The organism is Thalassococcus sp. S3, assembly GCF_004216475.1.
Taxonomy (GTDB): domain Bacteria; phylum Pseudomonadota; class Alphaproteobacteria; order Rhodobacterales; family Rhodobacteraceae.
On the sequence record NZ_CP022303.1, the window covers coordinates 4,673,252 to 4,694,327 of the forward strand.

Genomic DNA, 21,076 nt, shown 5'->3' on the forward strand with positions numbered 1-21,076 from the left:
GCGCCGCTTCCCATGCGGCGTCTCTGCTCGTGATCGCCTTGGGTGCCGTGTCTGAACCAAAGGAGATCACTATGACACACACCCGCTACGCCTTCATCAAGGCCAACTGGCATGCCGAGATCGTCACCCGCGCGCTCGACGGCTTTGCCGAACTCATCCCGATGAGCCAGATTGACGTCTTCGACGTGCCCGGCGCGTTCGAGATGCCCCTGCTCGCCCGTGACCTCGCCCAGACCGGACGCTACGGCGCCGTCGCCTGTGCAGCCTTCGTCGTGGATGGCGGTATCTACCGCCATGATTTCGTCGCCCAGGCCGTGGTCGACGGATTGATGCGGGCCGGCCTCGACAGCGGTGTGCCCGTCCTGTCGGTCTCGCTCACCCCGCATCAATACCAGGAAACCGACCACCACAACGCGATCTTCAAAGCGCATTTCATCGAAAAGGGACGGGAGGCCGCCCGTGCGGCCCTCACCATCGGCGAAACCCGCCGGATGCTCAGTGCCGCCTAACCCAGATAAGCACGCAGGGACGGCGGTGGATCATTCAAAAGCACCGCCGTCTCAACCGGGCTCTCCGCCGCGCCATCGGCGACCAGCACGATCTCATCCGCGATCCGCCGCGCATCGTTGGGGTCATGCGTCACCATCAGCGCGGTCGCCCCGCTCTCCCGCACCAAAGCCTCCACCAGATCCAGCATCTCACCCTTCAGCGCCGGTCCCAACGCCGCAAAAGGCTCATCCAGCAGAACCAGAAGCCGCCCTTGTACCAGCACCCGTGCCAGCGCCGCCCGGCTCTGTTGCCCGCCCGACAGGGCCGCAGGCTTGCGTGTGCCCAGATCCGACAGACCCACGCGGCCCAGCGCCCGGCTCACTTGCGCGCTTTGCTCTGCCGAAAGCCTCAGATCCGGGCGCAACCCCAACCCCACATTCTCTGCCACAGTGAGATGCGGGAACAGGTTGCCATCCTGAAACAGCATCGCAATGGGGCGCTCTCCCGGCTCGGACCTCGTGATATCCTGCCCTTGCCACCGCACGATGCCACGCTCCAGCGGCAGAAACCCGGCAATCCCACCGATCAGCGTGGATTTCCCGCACCCCGACGCGCCGATCACCGCAACGATCCGGCCCGGTGCCACGTTCAGATCCGCGTCCAGCTTGAAATCCCCGTTCCGGATCCGCACCTCCTCAAGCGCCAGCATGGATGCGCCCTCCGCGATCAAAAAGCCAGAACAGCGCAAGAGACAGCACCATCAGGATCAGCCCCGCCGCGGCTGCCGCCTCCATCTGATAGGCGCCCATCAGGCGATACATCTGCAAGGGCAGCGTCGCCCGCTCCGGATCGGCGAAAAGGGCGATGATCCCCAGGTCCCCCATCGACAAGGCCGCCGCTAGACCCGCCGCAAACCCGATCTGCGGCCTCAGCCGCCGCAACACGACAAGCCGCAGAAACGCCCCGCCCTGCATGTTCAGCGACAGGCCCAGCCGCCCGTAACTCGCGATCACATCCCTTGCGCCCGGCACCAGGGCGCGCAACGCAAAGGGCAGCGCCATCACCGCGTTGACCAGGGCCGTGACCGGCAGGGCGAGGGCGAACGGATCCGTCACGGGATTGATCACGATGAAAAGCCCCGTCCCAATGACCAGCGGCGAGGCGACAAGCCCCAAAAGCCCCACCAGCTCGAGCCCGCCCCTCGGTCTCAGCGCAAGGCTCAGCGCCAGCGGCACCGCGATCAGCACCAGCAGCGCCGTGCTGCCCAGCGCCACGACCAGGGACGTTACCGTCGCCTCGATCACGCTCATCGGCAGGAGAGACACCCCGCCCAGCCCCGACAGCACAATCGCCGCGAGGGGCAAAAGCAGAAAGGCCGCGGCCGCCGCGATCACGATCCGGTCCTGCCAAAGCAGCCAGGCCGTCTTCGCATCCCACCTCTGCACCGCGCGGTCCAGACCTCCTCCGAACCCGTCCAGTCGCGTGACCCTCAGCGCGACCAGTGCCGCCGCCCCCGCCAGCGCGATCTGCACGCAGGACAGAAGTGCCGCGCGTGACAGGTCGAAATCGAACCGGAATGCCTGATAAATGGCCAATTCCACCGTCGTCGCCCTCGGCCCTCCGCCCAGTGTCAGCGCCACCGCAAAGCTCGTCAGGCAAATCGCGAAGATGATCATGGCAGCGCCCGGCACCGTACGCATCAGCATCGGGCGTTCGAGCAGGCTCCAGATCTCTCCCGGCCCGCAGCCAAGCTGCGCGGCCAGCCGAAACCGCTCTGCCGGAATGTCGTGCCAGCCCTGCAGGATCAGCCGGGTGGCCAGCGGCAGGTTGAAGAAGACATGCGCCAGCACCACACCGTGCAGTCCGTAGATATTGATCGGCTCCAGCCCCGCCAGTCCCAGCAATCCGCTGACCCAGCCATTTCGCCCGAAGACCTCCAAAAGGCCCAGCACCGCGACAATCACCGGTAGGATAAAGGGCGCGCCCAGCAAGGTGATCAGCACCCGGCGCCCCCAAAACACCCGCCTGGCCAGCGCGCGGGCAACCGGCACCGCAAGCGCCACGCTGAACACCGCCGACAGGGCCGCCTGTGTGATGGTAAAGCGCACGGCCGCCCAATCGGCAGCCGAAAACCCGCGCCCCGCCTCGGCCCTCAAGGCCACGGCAAGGATCGACCCCAGGATCAGCGCCGCGATCGCTGCCGCAACGCCGATCCCCGGTACGGCACTTACTGGCTGAGCGCGTCCAGCCATTCGGCCAATGCTTCATCCCGGATCGCCGGTGCATCCTCTGCCGTGACAAGCAACGCGTTGCGCGGCGTGATCAGCGTCTCGAACCCCTCCGGCAAACCGTCCTCCGGTGTCACGGCGGGATACATCCAGTTCGTGGTTGGGATCACTGACTGAAACGCGTCCGTCACCATGAATTCCAGAAACTGATCCGCCAGCTCCGGCTGATCGCTCGACGCGAGCTTGCCGGCCACTTCGATCTGCATGTAATGCCCTTCCTCAAAGGCCGCCGCCTTTTTCGAGGCATCATCCTCCGCAATCAGGTGATAAGCCGGGGATGTCGTGTAGGAGAGGACCATGTCCGCCTCCCCTTCCAGAAAAAGACCATACGCTTCCGACCACCCCTTGGTCACCGTCAGGACATTGTCCGCCAGCCCCTCCCAGATCGTGGGCGCCTCGTCTCCGTAGGCAGCCTTGACCCACATCAGCAGGCCCAGACCCGGGGTGGAGGACCGGGGGTCTTGAATAACGATCTTCAGATCACTCTCGCCCAGCGCGCGGAAATTCGACGGCGCGTCCAGATCGGCATTGTGTACGAAGGCGAAGTAGCCCCAGTCATAGGCCACGAAGAGCGGATCGCTCATCGGGATCGGCAGATCGTAGTCGACCACCATGCCATGGGGCGCAAAAAGATCCGTCTCCCGTGCTGCCTGCGTCAGGTTGGTGTCGAGGCCAAGCACGATATCCGCGTCGCTCCGGGCGCCTTCCAGCTTGATCCGGGCCAGCAGAGCGGCACCATCACCGGCAGCGACAAACTTCAGATCACACGCGCAGGTTGCCTCGAACGCCTCTTCGATGGCGGGGCCCGGTCCCCAATCCGCGACGAAGCTGTCATAGGTGTAAACGGTCAGTTCCGGTGTGTCGGCCCAGGCTGCCGATACACTCAAAACGCCCGCTGCAAATGCAAGATACTTCATTGGCATCCTCCTTTGCGGCGACAGGGCAAGGGTGGAGAATGTCCCAAACCTTCCCTCCGCCGGTTCTAGCCGGTTCAGGTTCAACGGGTTCGCTTGCGCATCTCAGCCCACGACGGGCACCCCGAGGTAACCTTTTGCTAGCTTGCGCGCGCAGTAAGGACAAGACCCCGCGCGCCCAAACCCAAGCTTGAGCCTCGCCCCCCCGCCCGCTAAAGACGCCAGGTCAAAGGAGCCGCCCATGTCCATCAACAGCTTCGGCCATCTCTTCCGCGTCACCACCTGGGGCGAAAGCCACGGGCCCGCGCTGGGCGCCACTGTCGATGGCTGCCCGCCGAACGTGCCCGTGGACGAGGCTGCGCTGCAGCACTGGCTGGACCGGCGCAAACCGGGTCAGAACAAGTTCACCACACAGCGGCGCGAACCCGACGCCGTGCGCATCCTGTCCGGTGTCTTCGAAGGCAAAACCACCGGTACGCCGGTGCAGCTGATGATCGAAAACACCGATCAACGCTCAAAGGATTACGGCGACATCAAGGACAAGTTTCGCCCCGGTCACGCCGACATCACCTACTACCAGAAATACGGCAACCGGGACTATCGCGGTGGCGGGCGATCCTCTGCCCGCGAAACGGCCGCGCGCGTGGCCGCCGGTGGACTTGCCCGCGCCGCGTTGGAAACACTCGTGCCAGGCATCCGGATCACCGGCTACATGACCCGCATGGGCGCGCATGAAATCGATCGCGCCCGCTTCGACCGGGAGGAGATCGAGCGCAATCCCTTCTGGACCCCCGACCCCCAGGCCGCGTCCGACTGGGCCGACTACCTCGACGGTCTGCGCAAATCCGGCAGTTCCGTCGGCGCCGTGATCGAGGTCACCGCGCGTGGTGTCCCCGCCGGTCTCGGCGCGCCCATCTATGGCAAACTCGACACCGATCTGGCCGCCGCGATGATGAGCATCAATGCCGTGAAAGGCGTGGAAATCGGGGAGGGGATGTCGGCGGCCATGCTGACGGGCGAGGCCAATGCCGATGAGATCTACATGGGCAATGACGGCCAGCCCCGCTTCTCCTCCAACCACGCCGGCGGTATCCTTGGGGGCATCAGCACCGGGCAGGACATCGTGGTGCGCTTTGCCGTCAAACCCACGTCGTCCATCCTGACGACCCGCAAGACAATCACCAAGACCGGCGAGGAGACCGAGATCATCACCAAGGGCCGTCACGACCCTTGCGTCGGCATCCGTGCCGTCCCGGTAGGCGAGGCGATGATGGCCTGCGTGCTGCTCGACCATCTTCTTTTGCACCGGGGTCAGGTGGGCGAAAACCAGGGGCAAATCGGCTAGACAGGTTTTGCAATTCCCGCAAACCTCTATATAGAGGCGCATCGCCCCCGATGAGCCCAGAGGATACCCCATGTCTGCCGACGCGCCGATCACGCAGGACGTTCTGACGATCCCCCGCAAAATGCCGGAGGGAAAGGTGAACCTCGTGGGGCTCACCCGCGACGCCATGCGCGCCGCTCTGATCGACCACGGCACGCCCGAAAAGCAGGCCAGGATGCGCACCGGGCAGATCTGGCAATGGATCTATCAATGGGGCGTGCGTGATTTCGCGGATATGACCAATCTCGCCAAAACCTACCGCGCGCAACTGGCCGAGCATTTCGTGATCGAAATCCCGGAGGTCGTGTCCAAACAGGTCAGCGAGGACGGCACCCGCAAATGGCTGGTCCGCATCGCCGGCGGGCACGAGGTCGAGGTCGTTTATATCCCCGAGGAAGATCGCGGCACGCTTTGCGTGTCTTCGCAGGTCGGCTGTACGCTCACCTGCTCTTTCTGCCATACCGGGACGCAAAAGCTCGTCCGCAACCTCACCGCTGGCGAGATCGTGGGCCAGGTGATGATGGCGCGCGACGATCTGGGCGAATGGCCCGTCCCCGGTGCGCCCAAGGACGAAACCCGCCTTCTGTCAAACATCGTGCTGATGGGCATGGGTGAGCCGCTTTACAACTTTGAAAACGTCCGGGACGCGATGAAGATCGCGATGGATCCCGAAGGCATCTCCTTATCCCGGCGCCGCATCACGCTTTCAACCTCGGGCGTGGTCCCCGAAATCGCCCGCACCGCCGAAGAGATCGGTTGCCAACTCGCCGTCTCCTTCCACGCCACCACCGATGAGACCCGCAACAAGCTGGTTCCCATCAACAAACGCTGGAACATCGAAACGCTGCTCGACGCCTTGCGGGCCTACCCCAAGGTGAGCAACTCCGAGCGCATCACCTTTGAATACGTGATGCTGAAGAACGTGAACGACAGCGACGAGGATGCGCGCCGCCTGATCAAGCTGATCGACGGCATTCCTGCCAAGATCAACCTGATCCCCTTCAACGAATGGCCCGGCGCGCCCTATCAGCGATCCTCTAACAACCGCATCCGGGCCTTTGCCGACATCATCTACAAGGCCGGCTATGCCTCGCCCATCCGCACGCCACGTGGCGAGGACATCATGGCCGCCTGTGGTCAGCTCAAATCCGCGACCGAACGCGCGCGCAAGTCGCGCAAGGACATCGCGGCAGAGGCCGGGCTCTAGCACCTCCGCGCCGATCAGGTGGAACGGCCGTGACCTCGACCCAGCGCCCTGCCTGGATGCAACCGCTGCTTCCCGATCCGCCTTCGGTGGAGGCGGCGCTTTCAGACTTGCGCAACGCCTATCAGGGGTTTTCCGCCCCCACCCATCTCTGCCGGCAATGCTATGATCCTGTCTGGGACGACCGCTTTGCCCGTGCCGCGCGCCAGATCTCGCAGGGCAAAACGCCATCGCCCCGCGACTTTGCCCAGATCTACTATGAACACCCCGCTTGTTCCGGAGGGGAAGAGACAGCCATGCTCTTCTTCCCCTCCGCCATCGAGACGCTGTTGCCCCATGCGCCGCTCGACGGTTTCGGCAGCTTCCCTCCCGAAATCCTCGAAGGAACGATGCGCGCAGGCTTCTGGTTCTGGCCCCGCCCGCTCATTGCCGCCATCCATCCGCTCGCCTGCCGTCTCTTTCACGACTGGTTTGACGCTGGCCGCTTTGATCTCTCCGGCCTCCCCGATGGCGCCGATCCCAAGGATGCGATCCTGGAGCTTTGCGCCATGGCCCTCATCGACCCTGCCGAGATCGTCGCGGCCCTCGCGGCGCGGGGCGGCTTTCAGGCCGATGATGCCTTGCTGAACCTCTTCTTCGGCTCGTCTCTGGAAGCGCCCTTTTATTGTTCCGCCGACACCCAAACCGACAACGAAACCTATCTGACGGCTATCAAGGCCCTGACCGGAAGCCTGCAGGCGCACGAAGCTCGGGCCGTGCTCGACGTCATCACCCCTTCCTGGCTCGAAGCGGCCTTTTACCGCTATGCCGACACCCACCCCCGCTTCGCCAGAGAGCTATCGGACGCCAACACCTACTACGACATCAAAGCCATGTCCGCGCGCGCGCGGGCCAAGCAGGACGATGTGCCCGTTTGGCCCGACCTGCCGCTCATACGCATTTAATGGCCGCACGCCTTCACATCCTTGGTTCAGGCGCGTCACAGATTTCGTCTTTCGCCATAATCCGTTGCTCCCATGCGTCTCGGACAACCACCGCCAAGCGGCCCGGCCTTGCCCCTGCGTCAAGTCTAGCGGTTTTGGAAACAATCAAGCGCGTTGAAATCAAACGATATTTTAGAGGTTTTTCTCGAAAGCCCTAAAATCCTTAGCCCCGCACCCCTGCCCCAACTGACTGCTTGGTGCCGATTGCCACAATTCCGGAAACAATTTCCCGAAATGGCCATGGTTCCGTGCGATCGCCGCCATGCTGCACCGACACCCTGTCCGGCGGAACAAGACAACGGAGTAGGTAAAGATGTCCATCGTGTTCAAACAAGACCCATACACCATCGCCATGGTCATGGACCTGGTGAAAGCCGAAAAGAAAAAGGCCCTGTCGATGCGCGAATGGAAGCATCGCCTGGCAGGCTATGGCTATGCCATCAAAGACACCGATCAGGGTATGGTGCTGGAAACGCTGCCCCACCGCGTAGCGATCTGCACATTGCCGGAGCAGTTGAGCCACTAACGCCCGGGAATATCCGTGCGTGGCGGCTCAACCTCCCACGTCTCGATCAGTTCGGCGGCCTCGTCGGCCGTCTCCACGATCCGGAACAGGTCCAGATCACGGGTGGCAATGGTGCCGGCCTCGGCCAGTGCCTGCCAGTTGATGATCCGCTCCCAGAACTCCCGTCCGAAGAGCAGGAAGGGAATGCGCTCCATCCGGCCCGTCTGGATCAGGGTCAGCGCCTCGAACATTTCGTCCAGCGTCCCGAACCCTCCGGGAAAGACGCAAATCGCCCGCGCCCGCATTAGGAAATGCATCTTGCGGATCGCGAAATAGTGGAAGTTAAAGCTCAGTTCCGGCGTCACATAGGTATTGGGCGCCTGTTCATGGGGCAGCACGATAGACAGGCCGATGGATTTGCCGCCGGCATCCGCAGCGCCCCGGTTACCCGCCTCCATCACGCCCGGCCCGCCGCCGGTCACGATGACGTTCTCCCGCCCTCCCGCGGCCATGGATTTCTCGGTCATCAACCGGGCGAACTTGCGCGCTTCGTCGTAAAACGCCGTCAGATCTCTCAGCGTCCGTGTGCGCGCTTGCTCTTTATAGGCCGGGTCGGGGATGCGCGCGCCACCGAAAAGGACGATGGTGCTCTGGATCCCGTGCTCGTCCAGCAGCATCTCGGGTTTGAGCAACTCAAGCTGCAGGCGCACCGGCCTCAGCTCATCCCGACAGAGAAAGTCATCATCCGCGAAGGCCAGGCGATAGGCCGGCGATTGCGTCTGCGGGGTCAGCGGCACGTCACGCGCTGATGTCCGGTCGGATCGCGCGTCACGCAAACGGCTGTGTCGGTCGTCTTTCATCTGGCGCGCCTCCTTGTGGGTCACCGGCCAACGCCTATAGGGTGCGCCGGGACAAGACCAAGGGGAAAGCACATGGCAACGGATTGGACAAGCGAAATTGAAGCCGCTGCCGGGCGGATCAGCGGATATATTCAGCGCACTCCGGTCCTTCATGGCGCCGATCTGGGGATCGGGCACCCCGTCGATCTCAAGCTCGAACAGATGCAGCATACCGGCAGTTTCAAGGCGCGGGGGGCATTCAATACGCTTCTGTCTACAGACGTGCCCTCCGCCGGTCTGGTGGCCGCAAGCGGCGGCAATCACGGGGCCGCGGTGGCCCATGCCGCCCGCGCCCTGGGCCACAAGGCCACGATCTTCGTGCCGGAAATGGCCGGCCCGTCCAAAATCGCCCTGATCCGCGATCTCGGCGCCGACCTTCATGTGGTGCCCGGCGCCTATGCAAATGCGCTGGAGCAGGCACAGGCGTTCGAGGCGCAGCAGGGCGCGATGCAGATCCACGCCTATGATGCGCCCGCCACGGTGGCTGGCCAGGGAACCATGGCCCTGGAATGGGAAGCACAGGGGCTTGAGGCCGACACCATTCTGATCGCCGTGGGCGGCGGTGGCCTGATCGCCGGCGCGCTGGCCTGGATCGGCGGGCGGCGCAAGATCGTCGCGGTTGAGCCTGAAACCTCCCGCGCGCTTCACGCCGCGCGCGCCGCCGGGACGCCCACGGATGTCGAGGTGTCGGGCATCGCCGCCAATGCGCTGGGGGCCAAACGCATCGGCCAGATCTGCTTTGACCTCGCTCAGGCCCATGACACCGAAACCGTGCTTGTCTGCGACGATGCCATCGCCGACACGCAGCGCCTGCTCTGGCGCCGGATGCGCCAACTGGTCGAGCCTGCCGGCGCCGCCGCTCTCGCCGCCCTCACCTCCGGCGCTTATGTCCCCGCGCCCGACGAACGCGTCGCCGTCCTGATCTGCGGCGCAAATCCGGCCCCCGACCCGTTCCTGACCTAAGCCGGATTGCGCGGGCGCCTCATCGCCCTTATAGCGCTGCGTCAAGCAAACGGGTTCAGGGGAGCTGTGAACAATGTCGAACGCCCAATTGGAAACCGCCATCGAAGCCGCCTGGGAAGCGCGCGATCAGGTCACGCCCGCCACCACCGGTGAAACGCGCGAAGCCATCGAAGATACGCTGAACGCCCTCGACAGCGGCAGCCTGCGTGTGGCCGAACGGCAGGAGAGCGGCGCCTGGCACGTCAACCAATGGGCCAAGAAAGCCGTGCTTCTGGGCTTTCGTATCAAGGATATGGAACAGCAGGATGGCGGCCCCCAGGGCTCCGGCTGGTGGGACAAGGTCGACAGCAAGTTCAAGGGCTGGGGCGACAACCGGTGGAAGGCGGCCGGGTTCCGTGCCGTGCCCAATTGCGTCGTCCGCAAATCCGCCTTCATCGCCCCCGGCGTGGTGCTGATGCCCTCTTTCGTGAACCTCGGCGCCTATGTGGACGAAGGCACCATGGTCGACACCTGGGCCACCGTCGGCTCCTGCGCGCAGATCGGCAAGAACGTGCACCTCTCGGGCGGCGTCGGCATCGGCGGCGTGCTGGAGCCGATGCAGGCCGGCCCCACCATCATCGAGGACAATTGCTTCATCGGTGCCCGGTCCGAGGTGGTCGAAGGCTGCATCGTGCGTGAAGGGTCCGTCCTTGGCATGGGCGTCTTCATCGGCCAGTCCACCAAGATCGTCGACCGCGACAGCGGCGAGGTCATGTATGGCGAGGTGCCACCCTATTCCGTGGTCGTCGCAGGCTCCATGCCGTCGAAGAACGGCATCAACCTCTACTGCGCCGTGATCGTGAAACGGGTGGACGAGAAAACCCGCTCCAAGACCGGCATCAACGAGCTGCTGCGGGACTGACCTGATGCGCGCCGCCCTGCTCCTCCTTGCGCTCGGCACGGCAGCCCAGGCCGGGCCCTATCCCTATGACGGGCTTTATCGCCCCGATGCGGACTGGGCCGAAGGCTGGGATTGTCAAAGCGTTGGGATAGATGGCGGCGCCCTCGCCGTCCGGGGCGGCCAGTTCTTCGGGGTCGAGAATACCTGCACCCTCTCCAACCCCACCCAGATCCGCGACATGGACGCAACGCTCTATGATGCGACCTGCACCGGCGAAGGGATGACCAGCACCGAGCGCCTGATGCTGATGCGCCTGCCGGACGGCCTGGCCGTGATCCGCGACGGCAGCGTCGCGCAATTGCGCCGGTGCGACTGAACATGGCCAAGGCGGGATCCCGGCAGAAGGTCTATACCCTCCTCGTTCAGATCGGGCGCAAGCAGGGCGATGGCCTGCCCGACAAGGCCACCGGGGCAGCGCTTATGTGCTTTGCCAGCGGCGTGGACGAGGCCGAAGCCGTGCGCGAAACCGTCGCCCTTCTGAAACAGGCCGACACTGCACCCCTGGACGTGACCGGCTATGGCACGCTGGAAGAGCGGGAAGAGCAGGGCCATGACATCGAACCCGAGGAGCGTGCGCTGATGCAGCGGGCCTTGGACGAGAACGCGGTGATCGTCGCTCAGGTGACCCCGTTCTTCGATTGATCGTCCCAGATCACGCGACCCGTCGCTCTGCCAGCACCCTTGCGTCGTAACTATCGAGGACCGGCAGCGCGACCGCGCCATGATCGGGCAGATCGCTCCGCATCACATGGGCCAGGCAGCTTGCCGCATGCCAGTCCGCCTTCCGTGCCAGGCGTCCGATCGACAGGCTTTCCACCGCAGATCCAGCCGCCAGAAGCGGCTCGTTTCTGGGCAACAGGATCTGATGATAGCGGGCAACCGCGCCGACCGGCTCAATGCGCGCCATGCGCGTGCCCTTCAGATGCAGGCACGGCAGCAGCACCGCATCCTTGCCAAAGAGATATTCCACGTCATTGCCGCGGATCTGCAATCTCTGGCGGGAGGAAACGACAAGATCGCGCTTGAGCCCGAAAAACGGGCTGCGCAGGCGCATGGGGGCAAAGCTGCCCCGCGCCGGTACCGTCATCGATGTCGTGTGAAGGACCGGAACGACCTCTCCGTCAGGCGTATAAACGGTATCCCCCCGCCTCAGATCCGCGATGCGGCGATAGCCCGAGGGCGTGGCAATCAACGTCTCTGGCGACAGGGTCGGTTTCGGTCCGACCGGCATCGGCGTCGTGGACACCGCGATGAACATCAGATCCGGCGAGATGGCCCGGCTGCCGGCATCGCAGAACATCCGCTGCAGATCCGCCACCCTTAGCGGGGCGGGATCGGCGATCTGGATCAGTTGCATATCGCGCCTGTGCGTCCGTTCCACCGCCAGATGCGCGCGCCGCGCCGGGGCGTCCCAGACATAGGTCAGCCGCACCGCATTGGCGCGCCGCATATCGGACAGTTGCAACAGATGCTCACGCACCTCTCCGGCCCGGATGGCGACCAGCTTGATGGCACCGCCGGGCAATGTCTCGACCGAGAGGGAAAGGCCCCAGCGATCCCCGGACGAAAAGGCCAGGATCGGCCCCGGCACAGCGGGCACCTGCGCTTCAAGCATGAGGGAGCCCCGGGGCACCAAAGCCTCCGCCCCAGCGTCAAGGAGCGCGGGACGCGCCCGCCCATCAAGACCCTGGGGTCTGAAATGCCCCCCCATCTGATCGAGAAGGCCAAACCAGGTCATGGCCGTCTGACCATGTTCACAGAAATACCGCTCATCGCCCTGCCTTTCGGGTCATTGTTGGCCGAGATGCTAGCACGAACGGCCCCTCCCGAGAATCCGAATTCCGCCTCCGACCCTTGGCTTTCCGTGCATTTGCCGCCAAGTGTGGCAAAACCATCCCCGGAGGCCCCATGACCGATCCCGTCGCCCTGACCGCCGATCTGATCCGCTGCCCCTCTGTCACGCCGGAAGATGCGGGTGCCCTGGACGTGCTGGAACGGGCGCTGAGTGCTGCCGGTTTTGTCTGTACCCGTGCCGATCGGGGGGAGGTGAAGAACCTCTTTGCCCGTTGGGGAGAGAGGGGCCATGTCCGGACCTTTGGCTTTAACGGGCATACGGATGTAGTGCCCGTGGGGGACGAGGACGCCTGGACGGTCGATCCCTTTGGCGCAGAGATGCGCGATGGGCGTCTTTACGGGCGCGGCGCGACGGATATGAAGTCCGGTGTGGCGGCCTTTGCTGCGGCGGCCATCGATTTCGTGCAGGAGACACCGCCAGAGGGTGCCGTGATCCTTGCCATTACAGGGGATGAGGAAGGCGATGCGGTGGATGGCACCACGGCACTGCTGGATCACATGGCACGCGAGGGAGAGGCGATGTCGGTCTGCCTGGTCGGGGAACCGACCTGCCCCGAAGAGATGGGGGATATGATCAAGATCGGACGGCGCGGGTCGATGACGGCGTTTTTCAAGGTGATCGGCAAACAGGGTCATTCCGCCTATCCGCATCGCGCATGCAATCCGTTACCGGCCCTGGCACGGCTGATGGACCGGCTGGCCAGCCACGAGTTGGACAAGGGCACCGATCATTTCGACCCCTCCACGCTGGCGATCGTAACCATGGATACGGGCAACCCGGCCACCAACGTGATCCCGGCAGAGTGTCGTGGCACGGTGAACATCCGCTTTAACGACACCCATAGCGGCGCCGGGCTGACCGACTGGCTGCGCAAGGAGGCAGACGGGATCGCGGAGGCGTTTGGGGTCGAGGTGGAGATGCGGGTCAAGATCTCGGGAGAGAGCTTTCTGACGCCGCCGGGCGCGTTGTCGGATCTGGTCTCCGCCGCGGTCCGGGCGGAGACGAACCGGGTGCCTGAGCTGTCGACCACGGGCGGCACATCGGATGCAAGATTTGTGAAGGATCTCTGTCCGGTCGTGGAGTTCGGGCTGGTTGGCAAGACGATGCATCAGGTGGATGAGCATGTGGAGGTGGCGCATGTGCGGCAGCTCAAGGCGATCTATACGCGGATTCTGCGCGATTACTTTGCCTGAGGGGGCGCCTCCTCCAGCCCTTGCGGTCTGTCGTCGGATTTACCATGACGCCGCGCGGCGCGCATGTTAGGCGGTGGCCATGACGCGCATTCCGACAAAGGCCGAGATCCTGGAATGGATCGCGGACCATCCCGCCCAGACCTCCAAACGTGACATCGCCAAGGCCTTTGGCATCAAGGGCGCGGCCAGGATCGACCTCAAGCGTGTGCTGAAGGAGCTGGAAGCCGAAGGGCACCTAGAAAAGCGCAAGCGCAGCTACCGCGACCCCGACCGTCTGCCGCCCGTCAGCGTGCTGCAGGTTCAGGCACCCAATGCGGACGGTGACCTTTTCGCCCGTCCGCTGGAATGGCATGGCGAGGGGGTGGAGCCCATCGTGCTTGTGCTTCCCCGCGCCTCCGACCCGGCCCTGGGGGCAGGTGACCGCATCCTCGCCCGTCTCACCGTGGTGCAGGAGGAGGACCACAATTACGAGGCTCGCCTCATCCGCCGCATCGGCACCAACCCGCGCCGGATCCTTGGCATCTTCCGCAAGGGGGCCGAGGGTGGGCGCATCGTGCCAATCGACAAAGCCGGTCAAAACGAATGGCACGTCCCCGTAGGTGCGCTCCATGGCGCGCAGGACGGTGAGTTGGTCGAGGCCGAACAATCCGGCCCCAAGGCGCGCATGGGCCTTCCGCGCGCCCGTATCGTGGAGCGTCTGGGCGACCCGTCGGCGCCCAAGGCAATCTCGCTGATCGCGATCCACCAGCATGGCATTCCTGATGCGTTCCCCGACCCGGTCATCGCCGAGGCGGATGCCACCAAGCCGATGGGCCTGAAGGGTCGTGAGGATCTGCGCGAGCTGCCCTTGGTCACAATCGACCCCTCCGATGCGCGCGACCATGACGACGCCTGCTATGCCGAGGCGGATACCGATCCCGACAATCCCGGCGGCCATGTCATCTGGGTCGCCATCGCCGATGTGGCCGCCTATGTCCGTCCCGGCTCCGCCCTCGACGGTGAGGCGCGCAAACGCGGCAATTCCACCTATTTCCCGGACCGCGTCGTGCCCATGCTGCCCGACCGCCTGTCCGGCGATCTCTGCTCTCTGCACGAAGGTGTCCCGCGCGCATCCATCGCCGTGCGCATGGTCCTCGACGCCCAGGGCGAGAAGCTATCCCATAGCTTCCACCGGATCCTCATGCGTTCCCCCGCCGCTCTGAATTACCAGGAGGTTCAGGCCGCCATCGACGGGACGCCCAACGACAAGACCGGCCCCCTGCTGGAACCCGTCCTCAAACCGCTCTACGCCGCCTATGCCGCCCTGCGGGACGCCCGTGAGAGGCGCCAGCCCCTCGACCTCGACCTGCCCGAACGCAAGATCGTGCTCTCCGACGAGGGTGAGGTCACCTCCGTGCAGTTCCGCGACCGGCTGAACGCGCATCGGCTGATCGAGGAATTCATGATCCTCGCCAATGTCGCCGCCGCCGAAACGCTGATCGCCCAACGCACCCCGCTGCTCTTCCGCGTTCATGAGGAGCCCACGCCCGAGAAGCTGGAAAGCCTGCGGGAAACCGCCCAATCCTCCGGTTTCAACCTCGCCAAGGGCCAGGTCCTTCAGACCCGCCACCTCAACCAGCTTCTGAACGCCGCCTCCGGCACCGATGAGGCCGAGTTGATCAATATGGCCACATTGCGCTCGATGACGCAGGCTTATTACAGCCCCGAAAACTTCGGACATTTCGGGCTGGCGCTGGCGCGCTATGCCCATTTCACCTCTCCGATCCGGCGCTATTCCGACCTGATCGTCCACCGGGCCCTGATCACCGCCCATGGCTGGGGCAAGGACGGACTGGCGCCCGACGAGATCGAACGGCTTGAGCGCACGGCCGAACACATCTCCGACACCGAACGCCGCTCGATGATGGCCGAGCGGGACACGACCGACCGCTATCTCGCCGCCTATCTCTCCGAACGTGTTGGGGCCGAGATGGAGGGCCGCATCAGCGGCATCGCCCGCTTCGGCGTCTTCGTGAAGCTCGATGAAACCGGCGCCGACGGTCTGATCCCTATCCGGTCCCTGGGCCGCGAATATTTCCATTTCGACCGGGAAGCCGGCACGCTGATGGGATCCGACACCGGCACCGTGATCGGCATAGGACAGCGTGTCACCGTCCGTCTGGCCCAGGCCACGCCTGTCACCGGCGGTCTGGAGCTTGAACTTCTCGCGCTCGAGAACACCGCCCTGCCCGGCGGACCGGCACGTTCGGGCCGTGCGCCCAGACGCAAGATCGCCCGCAGCAAGCGCAAATCGGACAAGGTGAAACGCAAGGTTCTGCGGAAACGGCGCACGTAGAGAAAAGCTGCCAGCGCCGTTCGACGAAGCCTACAATGCCGGAGCGGGCCGGCGCCGGACAGATCTTGTGAGGAAAGACCGCTCATCCCGCGGCTTCGGCCGCGCCCGCACCGAGCGGCGATCCCGACGGGGCGTACGACCTTCGCCACAGTGACGCGTCGCTTTGCCGGTGATACCTTGCGCTTGTGGAGGTGACCGACATGCGAAAACTCACGCTGATCCTTTGCATGGCCCTTTTGCCGGGCATGGCCCAGGCCGAGCCGCCCAAAACCGTCGAAGACGACCTTGGGATACTCAATCCCCAGGATACAGGCCGTGAAATGCTGACCCGCAAGATCGAAATGGGCGTTATCGATTCCGTGACATGCTCTCTGGGCATCAACGTGACCAAGGCGGACAATCACGAGTTGGCCCGCAAGCTGGTCCGGCGCTGTGCCGAAGCAGGCTATACCAAAGCGATGACCTGGATGAGCCAGCTTGAAAACAACGGGCTTGGGGGTGAATACAACCCCGATGCCTCCGCCGAATGGGACAGACGCGCCGCCGAAGCGGGCGATCCGGTCGGGCGGTTCAACCATGGTCTGAACCTCATGCGGGGGCATGGGATCGCCCAGGACGACGCCTTGGGCCGTCAGTTTGTGGATCAGGCGGCACGGGATGGGCTGGAGATCGCAAAGCGCCTTCAAGGGGCGGATTACGATCTCGACGAAGTAACACCCGATGCGGACAACTGGCGATACCAGCCTTTGTTCTAGGGTGATGCCCTTCGCGCCCCGATCGACATCAAGGGCCTGATCGGAACCCCTTTTGCGCTCTGCAAGGATGCAGCATGATGCCTCACTGGGCAGAGCCTCCGATCCTCCGGTGACCCTCTCCTCACGCCGCAGGATGCAGCCCGAAGCGGGCAAACACGTTCTTCGTGATCTTCTCGACAAAGGGGTCCCTGGCGGCAAGCCCGTGGACCCACTCCGTCGTTCCGCCGTTAAAGACCTCTCCTTTTCCGCATTTGAAACTGGCCATCACCGCGTGGCCGCGCATCAACCTGGCCCTTGCCGCCGGTGTGTCCTCTCCCGCTGTGACGCGGACCAGCACGTCCTCTCCCTCCATCGGGACCATCTTCGGATAGGGGCTGCGCTCGGGCTCCGCCAAGGTGGCCGGTGTCATCCCGATGATCTCAAGATTTTCGGGAATGCCGATCCCCTTGCCTGGCTTCGGCAGCCCGTCTTCTCCGAACTGGATCGGACAGCCGTCGTTTTCATATCCGATCAGCGGGACGTCAGCGCCTATGACATCGCCGTAGTAAAGATCCGTCCCCTCCAGCGCCCAATGGGTGTCGTCGTAGATGGTATAGGCCGCGCTGCCGCGCCCTGCGCACATCGCCAGCCGGTGATATCCGCCGTACAGAAAGGAAAGGCCCAGAAACCGCGCCTCCGGTGCGTCGAACGCATCGTGAGACCACAGATGGGTCGCCTCTTTCCGGGTTTCGGGAGCGGGCCACATCGGATCGTTCTCCTCGCCCTTCATCTTGTGCGAGACCATGGTCCGACCGCCCTCTTCCCAGCGGATCTTCCAATAGCAGGTATTGCCGGACAAACAGGCCAGATTGCCGCCCGCATTCACGAACGCCTCGATGGCAAAACGTTGATTGCCGGACCAGTATTCACTGTGCCCTACGATCAGAACCGTCTGATAGCCATCAAGCGCATCGGCATTCCGTTCAAAGTCAAAGTCGGTGAGATAGTCGAAATCGTAACCGGCCTCCTCCGCCCAGATCGCAAAGACATGTTCCCATTTCCTCAGAAAGCAGGCCGATCCGTCATAAGGCGACGCCTTTTGCTGCATGGCCCATTCCATATCGCCCGGCATCGCCATCTGCCCGACGGCGCGGGGCGCATAGTTGATCAGGCGGGGCGGCGCGCCAGGCGGAGAAAACAGAACCTGCGGATAGGGGCGCATGCGGGACAGCCGACCGATGGCCCCCTCTCGCGACGCCTCGGGCGAGGCCTGACCGCTCATCAGCGCCTCGACGTCTGCATAGGCGTTGGACCCGCCCCAGTAATTGTAGGCCGAATAGGTGTTCGTCGCGAGGATCAGGACCGCTTTGGCTTTCGGCTGCTCGGATCCCTTGCGCACGCAGACAAAGTGCTGGCTGACATTTCCGTCGGGATCTTCCAGCGTCAGGTCGTAATAGCCCGTTGCCCAATCCGCTCCGATCTCAAAGGTGGTGGCCTCTGGCCAGCCGCATCCATTGCGGTCTGCATCTTCGGGAATGGGATGCGCGCCGATGGTCAGGTTTTCGAACCGGGCAACCTGCGTCACCTCCTTGCCAATCCGGCTGATGGTAAGCGTGCAGGGCGACGTAGGCGCACTCGCAAAAAGGGTGACGGTCTCTCCCGGCTCGGCACTGACCTTGTCGGGGTAAAACCAGGGTCTGTCGATCGTATTCATGCGGTCTGGCTCACTGTTTGGGATGCGGTTCCGGCCCGCAAAAGCGACAGGCCAAGCCAGGCCGCCCAAAGCGGGGAGAGGAGGACAACCAGCGCGAGGGCCGCGTCAGAGACCTCTGCCAGACCCGCATGCCAGGTTGCGAATTGCAGAACCCAGATCGCTGCAAGCACACCCGCGCCGATCCCCAGGCCTTTCAGGCCCGCGCTGCCAAGCAATTTGGCCAGCCCGCCCAACCAGATCGCGGCCAGGATCGCCTCCATCAGCCACAGGCCGCGCCATTGGCCCCCGATGGTGGCCTCCCAGGCCGCGGCGGCTTGGTCGGGTGCCGCCGACGCACTGGCCCGCAGCGCATCGAAAGCCCCTGCCATCGTCACCGCACCGAACGTGCCCATCAGGCAGTAGATCAGACCGCAAAGCATCGCGAGATCGGTCAGCATCTCATCGAGATCGCGCAGAAGTTTCCAGGCATAGATCAGGACCGGAAGGAAGATCAGGTAATAACCAAGAACATCCGTCCACATCCCCAGATAAAACAGATCCGCCGCTTCCGCGGATAGGGTCATCATGTCCAGCCCGTCGTGAAACCGTGTCACATCCCCGTCCGAAGCGGCCATGAACAGGCCTTGCGTCAGATAGGCGAAGGGCAATGAAAGAAGGGCCGCGAAAGCCGCCAGCCGTCTTCCGGGCGTCGCGAAATTCAAAGATGTCATCGGGATCTTCCTCTGCGAATGAAAGCGGTCGGCTCAGGCGGCCTGCTGCAAGTGCGTGTTGGTCCGGGGGATGCGTGCGGCGGCGCGTTCGACCGACCACAGCGCGCTCTCCATATATCCGCCGGAAAGATAGTCGCCGCAGAACGACACACCGTCCTTGCGATCAATAGCGTCCAGAAAGGCCAGCGCGGCGGCGTTATGGCCCACCGCCGATTGCGGCACCGTGGCCGGATGACGGGTCACCGCAAATCCTTCGACATGCCCCTTAACGCCCGGCACAAATGGCGTGATATCCGCTAAGGCAAGATCGGCCAGCTCCTGATCTGTCTTCTCCGCCAGCGCCGCCGATTTCGGGTTCAGGATCCATGCCTGCAGCGTCGCGTTGCCCGACGGATGATTGCCCGGGCTCTTTTGCTGAGTGTCGATGCAGAATTGCACCGGACCCTTGTGATCCATGGGCAAGAAATAGGTCCACACGTCCTTTTCCAGGCTCTGATCCAGAAAGAACGACACGATCATGGCCGTGGGCATCTCGATCCCCGCCAGAAAGCTCCGCTCTTTCGTCCAGGTCTCCGGAACCAGCTTCGCCGCCCTTGGTGCGTGGGCCGCGACGATCACGTGATCGGCCGCCACGCTTTCTCCGGTTTCCAGATGCAGGCCTGTGACCCGTCCGCCCTGTTCGATCAGCCCGGCGACCGGGCTGCTGAAGCGGATGTCGGACTGCTCCGCGAGCGTCCGGTGCAGCGCAGCCGTCCCCCCGTTAAGCGAGATGTAATCCGTCATCAAAACGATCTTCGCCAGCCGGTACACCTGCAACAGGCTCATGCCGTCCGGTGTCGGATCACTCATGCAGCCAATCAGGCTGAGCATGCGAACCGTGTGATCCCTCAGAAACCCGTCCGACGTCGTGCTCAGCGCCGATATGCGGTCATAGGCGGCCTGCTTGTCCGCCGCCGCGAAGGTTTCGGACTTATGGGACAGGATCAGCTTGGCGATGTACCCCGCCATGCGCAGGTTGCCCGTCAGCCCCCCCGACTTCAGCCAGGGCACCGAGGGTTTCACCAGAAAGGACGCATCGCTCTTCCCGGTAAACATCCGGGTCTTGCCAGTGATCTTCTTCAGCTCGGACGTCAGCCCAACCTCTTCGATCAACTTCAACCCGTATTTATAGTTCGAATGGAAGTACTGAGATCCGACATCCGCCCAATCATCCGTGCCCGGCCGGTTCAGCAGCATGCCGCGTCCTCCGGCGCGATCCGACGCTTCATAGATGGTCACGTCATGTCCCGCGCGCCGCATCTTGTGTCCAGCTGCCAGGCCCGCGATGCCGGCACCGATGATTGCGATTTTCATGTCTCAGCCCTCCTTCGGGTTACTTTGATTATGCGTCCACCAACTCCGCCGTTTCCGGTGCTTTCCCGATCTCCTGATCGAAATCCGATTCCGCGCCCGGCTTGATGAAATTCGGCATCTCCCGGCCCGCCATCTGACATGCCGCGCGCAGGGCCATCTCGATGGCTCCGGCATCCATGATGTCGATGAAATTGCCGTCTTCGTCGAAGTTGATGTTGGCCCCCGACACCACCATGAAGCCCTCTGCCGCCTCCGTCGCGTCTTCCGGAACGCAAAACTGGTGGATCGACCCTCCCGGCTCGTAAAGGTAGCTTCCCGCCGTTTGCTTATCCTCGGGATATTCCACGTAGTGCCACATCCCCTTCGTGGTGAGGAAATGCACCGTCCCGGTGTGGAAATGCTGGGGCAGCTTGGTGCCCGGTGGGAACTTGGCGTAAAGCACCCAAGTGCCGTTTTCAGGATCCAGGAACAGCGGCTGGATCGTGTATCCGTCCACCGGATGCTGAACCGCGTCGGCGTCATTGACCTTCAGCGTCAGCAGCCTGTCCTGGTGTGTAATCGTCTGGGGCAGCGGCATGATTGTCCTCCTTCAACTGATGCCCGACCAACGATA

Annotated in this window: 21 protein-coding genes and 1 riboswitch; of the genes, 12 read left to right on the top strand and 9 right to left on the bottom strand. The window is 63.7% G+C overall.

Annotation, left to right across the window (positions count from 1 at the left end):
- The first annotated feature begins 71 nt into the window (after positions 1 to 71).
- Positions 72 to 509: a 6,7-dimethyl-8-ribityllumazine synthase gene (locus tag CFI11_RS22755; protein ID WP_130409767.1), complete on the top strand. Its 438-nt coding sequence runs from the start codon at positions 72 to 74 to the stop codon at positions 507 to 509.
- Here the strand turns inward: CFI11_RS22755 and CFI11_RS22760 are convergent.
- The 3 genes from CFI11_RS22760 to thiB are packed head-to-tail and all read right to left on the bottom strand — an operon-like array spanning position 506 to position 3,694.
- A complete protein-coding gene (locus CFI11_RS22760) occupies positions 506 to 1,198 on the bottom strand; it encodes an ATP-binding cassette domain-containing protein (protein ID WP_130409768.1) in 693 nt (230 codons plus the stop codon). The genes CFI11_RS22755 and CFI11_RS22760 overlap by 4 nt on opposite strands.
- Positions 1,185 to 2,741 (bottom strand): thiamine/thiamine pyrophosphate ABC transporter permease ThiP, encoded by a 1,557-nt coding sequence (locus CFI11_RS22765; protein WP_130409769.1) that lies wholly within the window; start codon positions 2,739 to 2,741, stop codon positions 1,185 to 1,187. The genes CFI11_RS22760 and CFI11_RS22765 overlap by 14 nt, the downstream gene beginning before the upstream one ends.
- Positions 2,717 to 3,694, bottom strand: a complete 978-nt coding sequence (gene thiB, locus CFI11_RS22770; protein WP_130409770.1) for a thiamine ABC transporter substrate binding subunit — start codon at positions 3,692 to 3,694, stop codon at positions 2,717 to 2,719. Before thiB ends, CFI11_RS22765 begins: the two co-directional genes overlap by 25 nt.
- Before the next feature lie 34 nt (positions 3,695 to 3,728).
- Positions 3,729 to 3,828: riboswitch (TPP riboswitch) on the bottom strand.
- Between the two features lie 104 nt (positions 3,829 to 3,932).
- Between thiB and aroC the strand changes: the two genes are divergently transcribed.
- The 4 genes from aroC (at position 3,933) to CFI11_RS22790 (ending at position 7,788) form a co-directional block, all read left to right on the top strand.
- On the top strand, positions 3,933 to 5,036 hold the full coding sequence (aroC, locus tag CFI11_RS22775) for a chorismate synthase (RefSeq protein WP_130409771.1): 1,104 nt from the start codon (positions 3,933 to 3,935) through the stop codon (positions 5,034 to 5,036).
- 70 nt (positions 5,037 to 5,106) lie between these two features.
- Positions 5,107 to 6,282: a 23S rRNA (adenine(2503)-C(2))-methyltransferase RlmN gene (rlmN, locus tag CFI11_RS22780; RefSeq protein ID WP_130409772.1), complete on the top strand. Its 1,176-nt coding sequence runs from the start codon at positions 5,107 to 5,109 to the stop codon at positions 6,280 to 6,282.
- Positions 6,283 to 6,311: 29 nt separating this feature from the next.
- Positions 6,312 to 7,223: a hypothetical protein gene (locus tag CFI11_RS22785; RefSeq protein WP_130409773.1), complete on the top strand. Its 912-nt coding sequence runs from the start codon at positions 6,312 to 6,314 to the stop codon at positions 7,221 to 7,223.
- Between the two features lie 352 nt (positions 7,224 to 7,575).
- A complete protein-coding gene (locus tag CFI11_RS22790) occupies positions 7,576 to 7,788 on the top strand; it encodes a hypothetical protein (protein ID WP_130409774.1) in 213 nt (70 codons plus the stop codon).
- On the opposite strand, the gene CFI11_RS22795 is transcribed toward CFI11_RS22790, so the two are convergent.
- A complete protein-coding gene (locus tag CFI11_RS22795) occupies positions 7,785 to 8,627 on the bottom strand; it encodes an LOG family protein (protein ID WP_130409775.1) in 843 nt (280 codons plus the stop codon). The genes CFI11_RS22790 and CFI11_RS22795 overlap by 4 nt on opposite strands.
- Before the next feature lie 72 nt (positions 8,628 to 8,699).
- On the opposite strand from CFI11_RS22795, the gene CFI11_RS22800 reads away from it, so the two are divergent.
- From CFI11_RS22800 to CFI11_RS22815, 4 genes are all read left to right on the top strand, one after another.
- Positions 8,700 to 9,629 carry a threonine/serine dehydratase gene (locus CFI11_RS22800; RefSeq protein WP_130409776.1) on the top strand — a complete coding sequence of 310 codons (930 nt, stop codon included), beginning with the start codon at positions 8,700 to 8,702 and terminating at the stop codon, positions 9,627 to 9,629.
- Between the two features lie 73 nt (positions 9,630 to 9,702).
- Positions 9,703 to 10,530 (top strand): 2,3,4,5-tetrahydropyridine-2,6-dicarboxylate N-succinyltransferase, encoded by an 828-nt coding sequence (gene dapD, locus CFI11_RS22805; protein ID WP_130409777.1) that lies wholly within the window; start codon positions 9,703 to 9,705, stop codon positions 10,528 to 10,530.
- Positions 10,531 to 10,534: 4 nt separating this feature from the next.
- The gene (locus tag CFI11_RS22810; protein WP_130409778.1) at positions 10,535 to 10,885 is read left to right on the top strand and encodes a hypothetical protein; all 351 of its coding nucleotides are present in this window, start codon (positions 10,535 to 10,537) and stop codon (positions 10,883 to 10,885) included.
- A 2-nt stretch (positions 10,886 to 10,887) separates the two neighbouring features.
- The gene (locus tag CFI11_RS22815; RefSeq protein ID WP_130409779.1) at positions 10,888 to 11,211 is read left to right on the top strand and encodes a hypothetical protein; all 324 of its coding nucleotides are present in this window, start codon (positions 10,888 to 10,890) and stop codon (positions 11,209 to 11,211) included.
- A 10-nt stretch (positions 11,212 to 11,221) separates the two neighbouring features.
- Here the strand turns inward: CFI11_RS22815 and CFI11_RS22820 are convergent, their stop codons facing one another.
- Positions 11,222 to 12,307 (bottom strand): Hint domain-containing protein, encoded by a 1,086-nt coding sequence (locus CFI11_RS22820; RefSeq protein WP_130409780.1) that lies wholly within the window; start codon positions 12,305 to 12,307, stop codon positions 11,222 to 11,224.
- Between the two features lie 170 nt (positions 12,308 to 12,477).
- Between CFI11_RS22820 and dapE the strand changes: the two genes are divergently transcribed.
- The 3 genes from dapE (at position 12,478) to CFI11_RS22835 (ending at position 16,707) form a co-directional block, all read left to right on the top strand.
- Positions 12,478 to 13,617 carry a succinyl-diaminopimelate desuccinylase gene (gene dapE / locus CFI11_RS22825; protein ID WP_130409781.1) on the top strand — a complete coding sequence of 380 codons (1,140 nt, stop codon included), beginning with the start codon at positions 12,478 to 12,480 and terminating at the stop codon, positions 13,615 to 13,617.
- 79 nt (positions 13,618 to 13,696) lie between these two features.
- Positions 13,697 to 15,952, top strand: coding sequence for a ribonuclease R (gene rnr, locus CFI11_RS22830; protein WP_130409782.1), 2,256 nt, complete (start codon positions 13,697 to 13,699; stop codon positions 15,950 to 15,952).
- Between the two features lie 200 nt (positions 15,953 to 16,152).
- On the top strand, positions 16,153 to 16,707 hold the full coding sequence (locus CFI11_RS22835) for a tetratricopeptide repeat protein (RefSeq protein WP_130409783.1): 555 nt from the start codon (positions 16,153 to 16,155) through the stop codon (positions 16,705 to 16,707).
- Positions 16,708 to 16,828: 121 nt separating this feature from the next.
- Here CFI11_RS22835 and CFI11_RS22840 read toward each other — a convergent pair whose 3' ends face one another.
- From CFI11_RS22840 to CFI11_RS22855, 4 genes are read right to left on the bottom strand one after another with little or no spacing between them, the layout of a single operon-like run.
- Positions 16,829 to 18,400, bottom strand: a complete 1,572-nt coding sequence (locus tag CFI11_RS22840; RefSeq protein ID WP_130409784.1) for a N,N-dimethylformamidase beta subunit family domain-containing protein — start codon at positions 18,398 to 18,400, stop codon at positions 16,829 to 16,831.
- A complete protein-coding gene (locus CFI11_RS22845) occupies positions 18,397 to 19,110 on the bottom strand; it encodes a hypothetical protein (RefSeq protein ID WP_130409785.1) in 714 nt (237 codons plus the stop codon). The genes CFI11_RS22840 and CFI11_RS22845 overlap by 4 nt, the downstream gene beginning before the upstream one ends.
- 33 nt (positions 19,111 to 19,143) lie before the next feature.
- On the bottom strand, positions 19,144 to 20,463 hold the full coding sequence (locus CFI11_RS22850) for an NAD(P)/FAD-dependent oxidoreductase (protein WP_130409786.1): 1,320 nt from the start codon (positions 20,461 to 20,463) through the stop codon (positions 19,144 to 19,146).
- Between the two features lie 28 nt (positions 20,464 to 20,491).
- Positions 20,492 to 21,040 (bottom strand): 2,4'-dihydroxyacetophenone dioxygenase family protein, encoded by a 549-nt coding sequence (locus CFI11_RS22855; protein WP_130409787.1) that lies wholly within the window; start codon positions 21,038 to 21,040, stop codon positions 20,492 to 20,494.
- Positions 21,041 to 21,076: the final 36 nt, after the last annotated feature.